Annotated in this window: 14 protein-coding genes; 9 read left to right on the top strand and 5 right to left on the bottom strand. The window is 60.6% G+C overall.

Annotation, left to right across the window (positions count from 1 at the left end):
* The first annotated feature begins 36 nt into the window (after positions 1-36).
* From U5L98_RS07130 to U5L98_RS07090, 9 genes are all read left to right on the top strand, one after another.
* Entirely contained in the window at positions 37-849 is an 813-nt protein-coding gene (locus tag U5L98_RS07130) for a class II glutamine amidotransferase (RefSeq protein ID WP_322557626.1), read from the top strand.
* Between the two features lie 62 nt (positions 850-911).
* A complete protein-coding gene (locus tag U5L98_RS07125; RefSeq protein WP_322557625.1) occupies positions 912-1,331 on the top strand; it encodes an OsmC family protein in 420 nt (139 codons plus the stop codon).
* 230 nt (positions 1,332-1,561) lie between these two features.
* A complete protein-coding gene (locus tag U5L98_RS07120) occupies positions 1,562-1,903 on the top strand; it encodes a metalloregulator ArsR/SmtB family transcription factor (RefSeq protein ID WP_322557885.1) in 342 nt (113 codons plus the stop codon).
* Between the two features lie 95 nt (positions 1,904-1,998).
* On the top strand, positions 1,999-3,081 hold the full coding sequence (arsB, locus tag U5L98_RS07115; protein ID WP_322557624.1) for an ACR3 family arsenite efflux transporter: 1,083 nt from the start codon (positions 1,999-2,001) through the stop codon (positions 3,079-3,081).
* An 81-nt stretch (positions 3,082-3,162) separates the two neighbouring features.
* The gene (locus tag U5L98_RS07110; RefSeq protein ID WP_322557623.1) at positions 3,163-3,972 is read left to right on the top strand and encodes a universal stress protein; all 810 of its coding nucleotides are present in this window, start codon (positions 3,163-3,165) and stop codon (positions 3,970-3,972) included.
* 53 nt (positions 3,973-4,025) lie between these two features.
* Positions 4,026-4,400, top strand: coding sequence for an arsenite efflux transporter metallochaperone ArsD (gene arsD, locus U5L98_RS07105; protein ID WP_322557622.1), 375 nt, complete (start codon positions 4,026-4,028; stop codon positions 4,398-4,400).
* Between the two features lie 11 nt (positions 4,401-4,411).
* Complete coding sequence (gene arsA, locus U5L98_RS07100) at positions 4,412-6,166, top strand: arsenical pump-driving ATPase (RefSeq protein WP_322557621.1); 1,755 nt, start codon at positions 4,412-4,414, stop codon at positions 6,164-6,166.
* 17 nt (positions 6,167-6,183) lie between these two features.
* Positions 6,184-7,011: a sulfurtransferase gene (locus U5L98_RS07095; protein ID WP_322557884.1), complete on the top strand. Its 828-nt coding sequence runs from the start codon at positions 6,184-6,186 to the stop codon at positions 7,009-7,011.
* An 11-nt stretch (positions 7,012-7,022) separates the two neighbouring features.
* Positions 7,023-7,352 carry an ArsA-related P-loop ATPase gene (locus U5L98_RS07090; RefSeq protein ID WP_322557620.1) on the top strand — a complete coding sequence of 110 codons (330 nt, stop codon included), beginning with the start codon at positions 7,023-7,025 and terminating at the stop codon, positions 7,350-7,352.
* A 17-nt stretch (positions 7,353-7,369) separates the two neighbouring features.
* On the opposite strand, the gene U5L98_RS07085 is transcribed toward U5L98_RS07090, so the two are convergent.
* From U5L98_RS07085 to U5L98_RS07065, 5 genes are all read right to left on the bottom strand, one after another.
* A complete protein-coding gene (locus U5L98_RS07085) occupies positions 7,370-8,254 on the bottom strand; it encodes a DMT family transporter (protein ID WP_322557619.1) in 885 nt (294 codons plus the stop codon).
* A 102-nt stretch (positions 8,255-8,356) separates the two neighbouring features.
* Entirely contained in the window at positions 8,357-9,385 is a 1,029-nt protein-coding gene (locus U5L98_RS07080; protein WP_322557618.1) for a c-type cytochrome, read from the bottom strand.
* Between the two features lie 13 nt (positions 9,386-9,398).
* Entirely contained in the window at positions 9,399-10,055 is a 657-nt protein-coding gene (locus U5L98_RS07075) for a c-type cytochrome (RefSeq protein WP_322557617.1), read from the bottom strand.
* Positions 10,056-10,174: 119 nt separating this feature from the next.
* Positions 10,175-13,312 carry an efflux RND transporter permease subunit gene (locus tag U5L98_RS07070; protein WP_322557616.1) on the bottom strand — a complete coding sequence of 1,046 codons (3,138 nt, stop codon included), beginning with the start codon at positions 13,310-13,312 and terminating at the stop codon, positions 10,175-10,177.
* Positions 13,309-14,490 carry an efflux RND transporter periplasmic adaptor subunit gene (locus U5L98_RS07065; protein ID WP_322557615.1) on the bottom strand — a complete coding sequence of 394 codons (1,182 nt, stop codon included), beginning with the start codon at positions 14,488-14,490 and terminating at the stop codon, positions 13,309-13,311. The genes U5L98_RS07070 and U5L98_RS07065 overlap by 4 nt, the downstream gene beginning before the upstream one ends.
* Positions 14,491-14,615 lie beyond the last annotated feature (125 nt).

Genomic DNA, 14,615 nt, shown 5'->3' with positions numbered 1-14,615 from the left:
TGACGCCAACCATGACATTGCAGAGAGTCTTTCGATATGTGTGAATTGCTGGCCATGTCTTGCCGACACCCGACAAGACTCACGTCTTCATTGACCGCGTTGGCCTCCCATGCGCAGGGGAAAAGCCGTAATCGCAATGGCTGGGGAATGGCCTTCTATCAAGGCCGGGATGTTGAGCTCTATCGCGGCACCGAAGCCGCCGACACCAGTGGCATGGTCCAGTGGCTGGAAGCTAACGGCCCATTGGCTCGGCTCTCATTGGGCTATATCCGGCATGCTACCCAGGGAATGGTCGAACTGGCCAACACCGGCCCTTTCATTAGAGAACTCAACGGAAGGGTCCACTGCTTTAGCCACAATGGCAATCTGGCCCACCTGTTCGAGGATACCGAAACGCCACTGGGACACTATCGACCGGTGGGTGTTACTGACTCCGAATTGGCCTTCTGCAAACTTCTTTCAGGCATGGAAAGGCTAACCGCACCGCTCCATGACCTTCCCCCTCTGGACGCTTGCCTAGCGGCAGTCGCCGAGATGGCCGGCGTATTGCGCCGCTTCGGGCCGGCCAACTTCCTCTACAGCGATGGTGACACTCTGTTTGCCCATGCCGACCGACGCCTTCAACCATCGACAGGGCGGGTCGAGCCGCCCGGGCTCTACTGGCTCACATGTCCAACGCAGTCATCCAGCGAGCTGCTCGAAAAGCCACATTCACCGGAACACGACAAGGGGCAGCGAGTCATTCTGCTGGCCAGTGTGCCCCTGTCGGACGGTGACTGGCGAGCGCTGCCTCGGGGCAGCATATTCGCAGTCCGTGATGGCGAGCTGATCGCTGAGCGACAGATATGACGCGCCACACCAGTCCTGCCATTCGCCAGAGCGCTATTCCTCCCCCCGAAACAGAGGCCACCATGAACGACACACCCTCAAAAATGACCTTCAATGTCAACGCCCAGCGCGTCGATGCCCACGGCAGCGAGGCCCGCTGCAAGTCCGCCACGCTGACCCTGGATACGGACCTGGCCGGCCGGCTGGATGCCTTCAATCCGGCGGAGCTGCTGATGGCGGCTCTCGCCGGCTGCATGCTCAAGAGCATCGAACGCGTCAGCCCCATCCTGAAGTTCGAGCTACGCGGCGTGGAGGTCCGACTCCATGGCGTACGCCAGGACGCCCCACCCTGCATGGAAAGCATTGACTACGAGATCCTCGTCGATACCGATGAAAGCGATCAGCGCCTCGAGCGATTGCACGACAATGTCCGGAAGTTCGGCACGGTGTATAACACCGTCGCGCCGGGAACTCGACTCAGGGGCGAGCTGAAACGCGCCTGAGCCAGATGAATCACGAGGATCCGGATCATGCCCAATCCACAGTTCACCAAGCCTTGGCGGTGTATTGCTCACAGCCTCCTGCCGTCATCCGGCCTGGCTGCCTTCCTCACTGACCAACCTGGCATGTCGATCCTCAAAACCATCCATCCCACCTACCCCTGATAACGGCAACGGGATAGTCAAGGGTGGAGGTCTTTACCTACAGCCTACATTTCCATATACTTGGACATATGGATACTTCACAAGCAATCGAAAGCTTTTCCGCTCTCTCACAAGAGACCCGCCTCAAGGCGTTCCGGCTACTTGTTCGACATGAGCCAGAGGGGCTTCCTGCCGGTGAGATCGCACGACAGTTAGAGGTCCCGCACAACACCATGTCGGCCCATCTATCCGTGCTTTCCCGATCCGGGCTGGTGCTTTCTCAGCGCCAGAGTCGCTCGATCATTTACCGGGCCAACTTGAGCCATATGCGAGAAGCCATCCGGTTTCTGGTCCGAGACTGCTGCGACGACCATCCGGCTATCTGTGAGCCTCTGGCATCGTTTCTGATCGACTGCTCCACCCCACAATGAGTGCTGCGACGATTCAGGTGCTCTCACCTCTACCTCATGTCTAACAAGATAATTCTCACGCTGAGTAACCCACTGATCATAAAAGGAGTCATGGCATGACCACACAGCAGGAATCACAGGCCCCCAGCGTCTCCGAAGGCATGGGACTGTTCGAACGCTTCCTTTCCCTCTGGGTGGCGCTGGCCATCGTCGCCGGCATCCTGCTCGGCCAGTTCGCTCCGGCGGTTCCCGACGCGCTGTCACGTTTCGAGTACGCCCAGGTATCGATCCCGGTGGCGATCCTGATCTGGGCGATGATCTTCCCCATGATGGTACAGATCGACTTCACCTCGATCCTCGGCGTGCGCCGCCAGCCCAAGGGGCTAGTCATTACCACCACGGTGAACTGGCTGATCAAGCCCTTCACCATGTTCGCCATCGCCTGGTTCTTCCTGATGGTGGTATTCGCCCCGCTGATCCCCGCGGATCGCGCCAGTGAATACCTGGCGGGGGCCATCCTGCTGGGCGCGGCGCCCTGTACTGCCATGGTCTTCGTGTGGAGCTACCTGACCCGCGGCGACGCCGCATACACCCTGGTGCAGGTGGCGGTCAACGACCTGATCATGCTGTTCGCCTTCGCGCCCATCGTGATCCTGCTGCTCGGCGTTTCCAACATCCAGGTGCCCTATGACACGGTGGCGCTGTCGGTGGTGCTCTACATCGTCATTCCGCTGGTAGCCGGCTATCTGACCCGCCGCACCCTGATCGCCCGCCACGGCATCGAATGGTTCGACAACGTCTTCATGAAAAAGGTGGCACCGGTCACTCCCATCGGGTTGATTCTCACCTTGATACTGCTGTTCGCCTTCCAGGGCGAAGTGATCCTCGAGGCGCCGCTGCATATCGTGCTGATCGCCGTCCCGCTGATCATCCAGACCTTCCTGATCTTCTTTATCGCCTACGGCTGGGCCAAGGCGTGGAAGGTGCCCCACAACGTGGCAGCCCCCGGGGCGATGATCGGTGCCAGCAACTTCTTCGAGTTGGCCGTGGCAGCCGCCATCGCTCTGTTCGGCCTGCAATCCGGCGCGGCGCTGGCCACGGTGGTGGGCGTACTGGTGGAGGTGCCGCTGATGCTGGCGCTGGTGCGCATCGCCAACAAGACCCGCGAGCGCTTCCCGGCGGCCCAGGCCGCAAGCTGAGCGATGGCCAAGGACGTCAGTCCTGAGCTACAGGGTTCTATTCTGAATGGCAGCTCGCTCAACCATTTCAAGGAGTAAGACATGTTCAAGCACATTCTGGTCGCCGTGGACTTCTCCCCCGCCTTGCCGCTGTTGCAGGAGCGGTTGAAGACGCTGATCGCCTGGGGCACCGAGCGGGTGACGCTGTTATACGTGCTCAGCTCGCGCTACCCCGCCACTCCCGAGGAGACTCATCGCCCTCACTACCAGGCGAAGCTTGCTGAGCTTGCCGGCGATCTCGCCGCCCTGGAGGTGGCCATCGACACTGAGGTGCGCAGCGGCGAACCCGGCGCCGTATTGACCGAGGCCGCTGACGAACTGGGCGCCGACCTGCTGTTGATTGGCTGTCGTGGCCACAACCGCCTGCACGAGTTCTTCCTCGGTAGCACGGCATTGGACGCCGCCCGCCTGACCCGGCAGCCCCTCTGGTTGGAGCCGATAGCCGAGCAGCTAAGCGGTGCCGACTCATGTCTGCTGATGTTGGCCACCGATGGATCAGAAGCGGTCGCAAGCGCCGAGACCCAGGCCGAGCGGCTCGCCCCGCGCTTCCAGCGCCGCCTGGCGGTGACCGCGAGCTGTGCCTCCGAGGGCTGCTGCGAGCGGGAGATAGCCGATGCCCAGCGCCACCTGGACAGCATCGCTGAACGCATCGAGGACCTAGAGACCCGGGTACTGGACGGCGACCCGCGACGCGCCATCATCGAGGAGGCCAAGCGCGAGCACGCCGACCTGATCGTGATCGGCAAGCGAGGCCGCAATCGCATTCAGGAGTTCCTGCTCGGCAGCACCGCCGAGGCCATCGCCAGGGGAGCTCACTGTCCGGTGCTGGTGGTGCCGGGCAATTCTGACTGAGACCCGCGGCATCCAGATGACCTGGAACGATGCCGCCAAAAAGAGAAACATAGATGACAACGATCACCGTTTATGACCCACCCATGTGTTGCTCAACCGGCGTTTGTGGCACCGACGTCGAGCAACAGCTGGTAACGTTTGCCGCCGATCTGGACTGGCTGAAGAGTCAGGGAGTGAGCGTGCGGCGAATCAATCTCAGCCAGGAACCCACCGAGTTCACAATGAACGAGGAAGTGAACGCTTTGATGCAGGCTTCGGGCGGCGATGACCTCCCTGCCATCCTGGTAGACGGCAAGATGGTTTCCAAAGCGCGCTACCCTGCACGCAAGGAGCTGGCTGTCTGGAACAATCTGGCATTTGAGGATCAGGATACCGCCGCATCAGCCTCGCCCTGCGGCTCTTCAAACACGAAAAGCTCCTGCTGCTAAGGATGATGTGAATGTTCAAGAATCTGCCTAAATTCGTATTTTTCACCGGCAAAGGCGGCGTTGGTAAAACGTCTCTGGCTTGCGCAACGTCCATTAATCTTGCGGACGCTGGGCGGAAAGTATTGCTGGTAAGTACCGATCCGGCGTCCAACGTGGGCCAGGTATTCGACACCCGCATTGGCAATCACATCACGTCAATTGCCAATGTTCCTGGCCTCGAAGCACTGGAAATCGACCCCGAAGCGGCGGCGGAAGAGTATCGTGAGCGGATCCTTGGCCCCATACGGGCCAGTCTGCCGGAGAAAGCCGTAGCCAACATCCAGGAACAATTGTCGGGTGCCTGCACCACCGAGATTGCCGCGTTTGATGAGTTCACTGCGCTGCTCACGGATGAAGCACTGATCGGGCGCTACGACCACATTGTTTTCGACACTGCTCCCACCGGCCACACCATTCGGCTACTCAAGTTACCCGGTGCCTGGAGTGGATTTCTGGAAACCGGGGGCGATGCCTCCTGCCTCGGCCCACTAGCCGGGCTGGACAAACAGCGTGAACGCTACGCGGCCGCCGTCCAAAGCCTTTCTGACGAGACTCTGACCCGCCTGGTTCTGGTGGCCCGGCCCCGGGCAAGCTCAATGGCGGAAGCCGCGCGAACCCACCGGGAGCTGGCCGATATCGGAATACGCAATCAGCATCTCGCCATTAACGGCATGATGCCGGCTGAAGCTTCGGACGATGCTCTGGCCTCCAGCATGATCGAGCGTGAACGCACAGCCGTGGAAGAAGCCGATTCAGAGCTCGCGGGTTTACCGCAAAGTCATTTCTATCTACGCCCTGAAAATCTGGTGGGGCTGGATGCCCTGCGGCGGATGAATCAGCCGGTTGAAACCCTGCGCTCCGGTACACCCCGGCGTGCTCTGGACAACCTGCCACCCCTGTCCCGCCTGGTTGACGACATTGAGGACGACGGTAAAGGCCTGGTGATGACCATGGGCAAGGGCGGCGTGGGCAAAACCACCATTGCAGCGGCCGTTGCCGTGGAACTGGCCGCCCGTGGCCATGAGGTATTACTGACCACCACCGACCCGGCGGCCCACCTGACCGAAACACTCGCGGGTGATGTCGACAACCTGACCGTCAGCCGCATTGATCCCGAGGTGGAAACCCAGGTCTACCGCGACCATATCATGGCAACCCGCGGTGCCAGCCTGGATGCCGAGGGTCGCAAGATGCTGGAGGAAGATCTGCGCTCACCCTGCACCGAGGAAATCGCAGTGTTCCAGGCCTTCTCCAAAATCATACGGGAAGCCGGGCGTAAATTTGTGATCATGGATACCGCGCCAACCGGGCACACACTGTTGCTGCTGGATGCTACCGGTTCCTACCACAGGGACATCATGCGCCATGCCGGAGAAACCAGTGCACGCATGGTGACACCAATGATGCGCCTGCAGGACCCGGCACAAACCAAAGTGCTGATCGTGACCCTGCCGGAAACCACACCGGTGCTGGAAGCCGCCCGCCTGCAGGACGACCTGAAAAGAGCGGAAATCACACCCTATGCCTGGGTGATCAACGCCAGCCTGGCGGCCACCGATACCAGCCACCCACTGCTGGTCGCACGGGCCGCAACCGAAGCACCGGAAATAACCCGGGTCGAAGAAACCCTGAGTGCCCGTTATTCGGTCGTTCCGATGCTGGCTGACGACCCGACCGGTGCAGACCGCCTGCGCGCGCTTGTCGGGCGCTCAGAGGAACTGGTGTGAGGACTGCGACTGTGGACATGCCCGAAATGCCCCTCGTTAGTGGCGACTGGTTGGCTGCACGTCTGGACGCGCCGGGGCTGGTGATCGTCGATGCCCGCAAGGGAGACGGTTACGCTGAGGCGCACATCCCGGGCGCGCGACAACTCATGCTCAATCCGCTTTTGCACCAACCCGGCCGGGTGATGGACCCCGAGGATTTCGCGGCGGAAATGGCGCGGCTTGGTATCGGGCCGGACACGCTGGTGGTGACTTATGACGATGGTAACAACCTGTTCGGCGTGCGCCTGTGGTGGGTTCTGCGTTACTACGGCCACGACAACGCTGTTGTTCTCGATGGCGGTTGGGAAAACTGGATATTGGCAGGGCTGCCCGGGACCGACGAAGCCCCGCTGGCCCCGGAACCGGCGGCGTTCAAGGCTTGCCCAAGCCCAGAGCTCCTTGCCGAGACGGCGGATGTGCGCGCCGCCATGGACGACCCGGATCGGCAGATCCTCGACGTGCGCGGAGATGCCGAGTGGCTGCGTGCCACGCCAACCGAGGTCTCCATGGCCGGGCACATTCCTGGCGCGCTGCACATGGTCTGGACCGACTGCCTCGATCCCGCCACCCGCCGTTTCCGGCCCGCGGATGAGTTGCGCGCGCGCTTCACGGCGCTCGGGTTACGGACGGAAGCTGAAATCATCACCTATTGCCAGGGCGGCATTCGCGCCGCGCATACCGTTCTGGCGCTAACCGTCGCGGGCTTTGCACACGTGAAAAACTACGAAGGATCGTGGGCCGAATGGAGCCGGGCGCAGATGCCTGCAACCATCGAACGCGACCTCACGATCCCCGAACAGAACTAAAGGAAATACGCATGTACGCATGCTGCTTGCAGGAACCTGAGCAAACCAGGATCCTCATCGTCACCCTGCCGGAAACCACACCGGTGCTGGAGGCGACACGCCTGCAGGAAAATCTGGAGCGAGCGGAGATCACGCCATTTGGCTGGGTAGTCAATTCCAGCCTCTCCGACACGAAAACGACTCATCCGATCCTGGCAGCTCGTGCCGTAACCGAAGCACCCGAGATTACCCGCGTCCACGAAATCCTCAGTGCCCGTTATGCCGTCGTGCCGCAAGCCAATGACCCGGTAGGCGCAGACCGGCTTCGAGGGCTAATGGGCAGCGAGCCAGTTCTGCCATGAGGGGACATTATCCTGTTCTAATGGTCGTTCCGGGACATTTCACGCGTAAGCCAGGCGCCGGCCCCGAGCAATAACACGCCACCGTAGAGCATGCTCGATGCCGGAACTTCGTTGAATATCAGAAAACCCAGCAGCGTTGCGGCCGCGGGTGAGACAATAATATCGATCAGCGAATAGAGGTTCGCGTTAATGGACTTCAACACGATCGAGATGCCGAAATAGGCGAACCCCATGGATACCAGGCCCAGCCCCGCAGCCCAGAGTATCACCGGCAAAGAGAGTCCGAGGCTGTCATAGCGAATCATGCCGGTGATATCCCCGGTGCCGACAAATATCACCGAGGGAGACATGATCAACGCGGCAAACAGCAAGGACCAGGCAATATCGTTGCCGGTTTCGGTTTTTCCCTCGTGACGCATATAAGTCACCATGGCCGCGTAGATCGCCCCCACGCCCAATGCCACCATATTGCCGAGCATGTAGCCTTCCTGCAGTGGCTTGGCAATCACAATGCCGGTCAGGGCGATGATAAAAATAAGAATGTAGCTCTTTTTGGCCTTCTCGCCCAGAAATAGCCAGGACAGGATAAACGTAAAAAAAGGCGCAACACTCCAGAAAATGACCGCATTAGCAATAGGCACCAATGTCATGGCGTAGTTAAAAAATCCGCTCTGTCCGGCAATCAATGCACCAATCAAAAAAGTGTCTTTCAAGTTGCCCCGGGGCAACTCAAGAGGTTGCTTGTTTACCCGTGGTATGGTCAGCATGAGAAATGCCGTTGCAAAGACAAAGGCATAAAACGTCAATGTCTGGACCGGGATCCTGTCGTCCACCAGCTTGACGAAAACACCGATGGTTGCTTCCGAAAGGGTAACCAAAATAAGCAATAGCCAGATTTTCATCGCTAATACTTTGTCCTCTATTGAATTCAGGATCACCGCTACAAAATGGGGCCCCGCTGCCGATCGCAACGGAGCCCGTGTCCCGCGAAACGATAGCGGGGGCTAGTCCTCGAGGTCCTCGAAACGGCCCTGCCCGACGTTCCAGGGCACGATATCACCCTTCTCGCCCCAATTGGCATGGTCAGCGAGGCGATGGCCGTCGTGCTCGCGCACGTCGCCATAGCTGGAGTTCTTGTGGAAGGTGGGCCCGAACTTCTCCAGGGTTTCCTCCACGTCGCCCGTATAGCGCGGGTCCTGCGGGCGCTCCTGGCGGGTCATGTAGTAGGCGATGTCCCAGGCCTCCTGGTCGCTGAGCGACAGCGGCTGGCCCAGCGGCATGTTGTTCTTGATGAACCCCGCTGCCGTGTGGGTCCGCACGATGCCAGCGCCCCAGTTATTCGAGCCGTCTCCCCAGGGGGCGGGGAAGACGTACTCGCCATCCTCGTAGAGGCCTGAGCCGTCTTCGCTGTGACAGATCGCGCAGTTATCGAGATAGCCCTGCTCGCCGCGTGCGTAGCTGAGTTCCTCTGGACGCTCGGGTGCCGGGAAGCCGCGGCCGTAGATCGGCTGATCCGGATACATGGGTACGCCCGTGGCCAGCCATTGATGGTAGGCAGAGAGCGCCAGCATGTCGTCGCTGCCGTAGGCGGGCGGGGTGCCGTTCATGGAGTAGGCAAAACAGCCGGCGATGCGCTCCTCGAGGTTGTTGACGTGCTGGTTTTTGCCCCGGAAGTTTGGCAGCGTGACTGCCGCCGGCCAGATCGGCGCGCTGAAGGGCTGGCGGCCCTCGCCGAGGTGGCAGCTGGAGCAGTTCATGTCATTGAAGACGTTCTCGCCGCGCAACTGCTGGGTATCGGTGAAGAGGTCGTAGCCACGGCGGATGACCTTCTTGAGCTCAGGATGCAGGTCGGCCTCTTCGAGGTCGGCCATGGTCGGTGGCACATGCACCAGCTCACCCTCCTGGGGAGCGGGATAGCCCATCTCGACGAGGGTCTCGTACTCCGCCCAGGCGGCCATGCTCATGCCGGCTGCCAGAGTCGCAATGGCCACGGCGAGGGGTGTTCTACCCAGGGTTTTACTGTGAAGTTTCATGCTCTGCTCCCCCTTATTCGGACACCACGGACTGATTGGCCAGCCAGGACGAGACGGCACGGACATCTTCGTCGCTCATGCGCGCGGCGATCGCGCCCATCAGGTTCTGCGGATCATTACTGCGCTCGCCGGCCTGCCAGGCACGCAGTTGGGTCTCGATATAACCGGCATGCTGGCTGGCGATGCCGGGGAAGGTGCCACCGGCCCCTTCGTTACCCGGTCCATGGCAGCTCTTGCAGGAAACGATGTACTGGTCCCAGTCGCCACGCAGGGCCAGCTGCTCGCCGCGACTCAACAGCTCATCGCCGGCCTCCTCGCCTCCCTGGGCGTCGGTCACCGGCATCTGGCTGTAGTAGGCCGCCACGTCGGCGATCTGCTGATCATCGAGCATATTGGCAAACGGCATCATGGAGGCATTCTGGCGGCGGCCCTCCTTGAAATCGTGCAATTGCTTGGCGATGTATTCTGCCGGAAGCCCGGCCAGGCGAGGCCAGGACTCGCCCCCCGGTACATTCATTCCGCTGCCGTCGGCCTGGTGGCAAGCCACGCAGGTGCCGGCCGCCTGCTGGCCGCGCTCGGCATCCCCCTGCTGCTGGGCCTGAACCTGCCCGCCAGCCAGACCCAGGCCAAGCAGCAGGCCCAGCCCACTCGCGATCCTCATGGTTGTCATGTCACGTCACCCTCGTCGTTGTCGTTAATCCCTTGCGGGACTACTTCGCGGAACGGCCCTGCCGGTCCCGTCACCCTCGTCACCCTCGTCACCTTCGGCATCGTCGAAGTGTAGACGTCTCATTCGTGCTTAGCTGGTCTTGATGTCAGCTGTTTGCCCAGTGCTTTCAGGGCATGAGCGCTATCATCCAGCAGGCTGAACAAGACCGGCAGTACCACCAGTGTCAGCATGGTGCCGATCAGCAAACCGGTGGCGGCGGCAATACCCAGCGGGCTCATACGCTCCAGCCCCACGGCCATTTCAAATATCAGCGGAGACAGCCCCAGCACAGTTGACACCGTCGTCATCAGTATCGGGCGCAGTCTCAGGCGCACGGCTTCCACGATGGCCTCGTCCCGACTTTGGCCGTCGGCGCGAATCTGGCGGACGAAATCCAGCAACAGGATACTGTTGTTCACTACCGTGCCGCTGAGAAGAATCAGACCCATGATCGCCGGCATGCTCATTGGTTTGTTGAACACTAACAGCCCCCACAAGGCGCCAGCCACGGCCAACGGGATGGCCGCCAGGATCGCCAGCGCGTGGCGCACGCTACCAAACAGGGCAAACACCAGTAACGCCAACATGGCGGCACCGGGCAATAGCGCAGCAGCCATGCGCTGCTGGTTGTCCTTCAGATTGGTGATGGTACCGCCCACCCTGATGGAATACCCGGCGGGCACACTCATATCCGCCAGCCGCTCGCTTGCCATGGCCGCGACATCGGCTACTGAATAACTGCGATTGACAGCCGTAATGTCCAGCGTTTCCTTAAGATCCTCGCGGGTAATGCTCGGGCGGGACCACTGCATTGAGGTGTCCGATACGGCACGAAGAGGGACAAGCCCCTCGGCGGACGGCAGATAGACATCACCGACACCGCCTGGACGATCCACATCGCTGTCTGCGTAGGCAATGCGGATGGGAAGGTCGAGAAAACCGTCCAAACGTAAATTGCCAGCGGGTAAACCGTTCACGGCAGCGGCCAGTTCCTGTCCCACTTGCTCGGTAGATAACCCCAAGCGCTGGGCCGAAATGCGATCCACGGTCACCGTTTGCTCCGGCTTATCGATCAGCCAGCTGCGCCGCATGTCCAGCACCCCCGGCATACCTGCCAATTTAGCCAGAACCCGCTCGCCCAGGGTGTCCAATAGGGTGGCATCGGGGCCGCTGATAATGATATCCAGAGGTGCCTTGGTCGTCGAAATAGGCGTAGCGCCAAATTCCGAGACGGTATAACCCTTGATACCGGGTAATTGATCCAGCGTGGTTCGCCATCCATCCATGATGGTCCAGATATCCGCCTCTCGCTGGGTGCGATCTACCAAATAGACCGTCATGGTGGCGGTCTGTGGGGTGGCGCCGCCGGAACCGAAACTGATACGGCCCGGTTCCGAGCCGACCACCGAGGATATTCGCTGCACGCCGGTGGTGTTTTCGATTTCTTTCTCTACCTCGCTCAGTACCCCCTCGACGCGGTTTATGCCGAAATTTGCCGGTGTTTCGAAGTTGATACTGGCGATGCCGGTATCCATCGGCGGCATCAGCTCGTTACCTATCAGCGGTGGCACAATACGCACCGTAACCACCAGGAACGTCAAGGCAGCAACCACCGTGATCCAGCGTCGACGGAGGGCCGCCTGTACCAGCCTGCCAACAGCGTCGCCCAAACGGTCGGTTGCGGTTCCCACATGTTCCAGTGCATGTTCCAGCCGATTTTTCTGGTCTTGAGGTCTGTCCAGAAGACGGGCGGCCAGCACCGGAATCACGGTCAAAGCGGCCAGCAGTGAGCCGACCAGCGTCACGCTAATCATCAGGTTTAGCGGCCGCATGATCTGCTGTAGATAACCGCCGGCAAACATCACCGGCAGCACCACCACCACCGTGGTCAGGATGCCGGCGGTAACCGCCGTCGAGACCTGCTTGGCACCGGCCCGCGCGGCTTCCCGAGCGCTGTCGTCAATGCCGGAACGATGTCGGCGGATGATGTTCTCCAGCACCACCACTGCCGAATCGATCACCAGCCCCACCGCAATGATCAACCCGGACATGGTGACCATGTTCAGCGAGTAAGGGGTAAAGCCAAGCACCGCCAGTGAGCCAAGAAACGCCAGGGGGATGCTGACCGAGGCGACCGCGGCCGCTCGTAAATCGGCCAGAAACATGAAGATCACGGCGATCGTCAAGATGACAGCCTGTAACACGCTGCTGCGCAGGCCACTGGCATTGACCTCGATCAGATGTTCCTGGCTGCCGGTAATCTCGAACTCGATATCAGGATAATCTCTCCGCAGGCTGGGCAATTCCGCCTTTACCGCGTCGATGGCGACCAGCGTCGTACCTTCCTGAGGTCGCAGAATGTTTAAAGCGATCGCTGACTTGCTGTTGCCATGGTAGGCGCTTCTCGCTTCGGCGGTTCCCAGAGAGACATCGGCCACGTCGCTTAGGCGTATGGTTCCTTCCGGGCCCTGGCGCAGGGGAAGCTGAGCCAGTTCGGCGGCATCGGCGACTTCTCCCGCCACCGTCACCAGATACTCATCCTGACCGTGTTGCACCCGGCCGGCAGGTATCGTGACGTTGGCTCCCTGAATAGCCGCCAACACCTGTCCGATGCCCATCTCCTGTGCTGCGAGGGCATCGCGATCGATCGCCACGCGCACCTCGGGATCGTGAGCACCGAAGACTTCCACATCGCCGACACCGTCTAGTGACAGCAGGCGGTCCTGGATCGGGTTCTTTGCCAACAAACGAACATCGGCCAACGCTTTGGGGCTTTCTGCCATCGGACGCAAGGCCAGTGTCATGACAGGGCTGGTCGCCTCGCTTACCGGAAAGAGGCGAGGTGGCTTCACATCGACGGGGAGGTCGCCGACCACGCGATCCAAGGAATTACTGACGGCGGCTGTCGCCTCGGCAAGTGTCTTGTGATAACCAAACTCTACCCGAATGGAAGAGACGCCATCGCGGGTCGTGCTGGTAATGCTGACCACGCCATCCAGGGTGTTCAGCTCCTTTTCCAGAACCTGAGTCACATCGGAGGCCATGTTACTGGCGCTTGCGCCCGGCTGAGTAGTCACCACCGCCACTTGCGGTGGCGCCGAGTCCGGGAACAGATCAACCGGCGTGCGAACATAGGCCAGAATACCCCAGGTGGCGATCAGCAGAACGACGGCCGCAAGCGCCTTGGGTTGTTTCAGAGACCAGTCAATGAGATTCATGGGCGGGTCTCGATCACCGGCACGCCATCGGCCAGCCGGGTCCAGCCCAGATAGGGGGTAATGACCACTTTGGCGCCGGGTTCAATGCCGGAGACCGCCACCCGATCGTTGGTATCCCGCCCGTGAACGGTAACGCTACGCGCTTGAGCTTTACCGTCGATGACAAGGTAAACGGTGGGTGTTTCGTTTCCCCCTGCCAGAGCGCCAGCGGGAATCATCACCCTTGCCTCCAGGGGCGGAAGAGCCACGGTAACCGAAACCTCTGTGCCCGGGGGCGCGGCCATGCCCTCGGGCAGATCTACTTCAGCCCGCGCAAGCCCGGCAGCATCAAGCGCAGGATGTATACGATCAATAACGGCTTGGTGCAAAGCGTCTTTCAGGGAAAAGGAAACGGTGCGACCGGCTTCGACGGCAGGCCGGTCTTCTTCGGGCACTCCGAACGCCAGTCGCATCGTCTGCAGGCTGCTTATTCGAATCAGCACCTTGCCTGGCGCCGCTTGATCGCCGGGGTCGACGGTGCGCGCGGTCACGGTGCCCGCAAAGGGTGCGCTGAGGAGATAATGGGACCGTTGGCTCTGGAGCTGTACCTGGCGGGCACGAAGGGAGTCCAGCCCGGCGTCAAGTGCCTTCAATTTCTGACGTGACGCTTCTAGTTGGCCCTCAATCTGGTTTAGCTGATTCCTCGCGGCATCCAGGTCCGCCTGAGCGACGGCATGTTGATTCCGCAATTGGCGCAGGCGGGACACTTCTTTGGTCCAGAAGTCCGTGGAATACGCCAATGCCTCCTGGGTGGCCTGTTCCGCCTCGCGCTCGGCGCTGGCCTTGTTGATATCCGCAGCCACGCCGTTTAACCGAGCGTCGATTTCTGAGGTGTCCAGCCTGACTAGCAGATCACCGGCAACCACGCGGTCACCTTCATCCACCGCCACCTCCTGCACGACTTCGATAACATTTGTGGAAATGTCGGCAGTCCGAATGGCCTCTGCTTCAGCCAGATAATTCAGGCCCGGGCTCAGGGTGCCGGTTTCAGCGGCCACCGTGTGGACGGCCACAGGGCTGGTGGTAAAGCTGGGAGCTGCCGCGAGTTCAGCCATGCGGCTCATTACCGCCCATGCCGCCACCGCCCCAAGAGCGACGAGGACCGCGACCACGGCTATACGGGCCATCCACTTTTTCATTCTACTATCAGACATGAGCATTGAATTCCTGGCTCGATGAAGGAAGAGCACTTGATCGATGCCCCCTCAATTTCCTCGACGATGCCGCTGGCTATCGCGGACAGGTCGGATGTCGCTACAGGTAA

The organism is Halomonas sp. (genome assembly GCF_034520545.1).
Taxonomy (GTDB): domain Bacteria; phylum Pseudomonadota; class Gammaproteobacteria; order Pseudomonadales; family Halomonadaceae; genus Halomonas.
The sequence above is the reverse complement of the archived record's forward strand: the minus strand, read 5'-3'. Positions and strand labels throughout refer to the sequence as shown.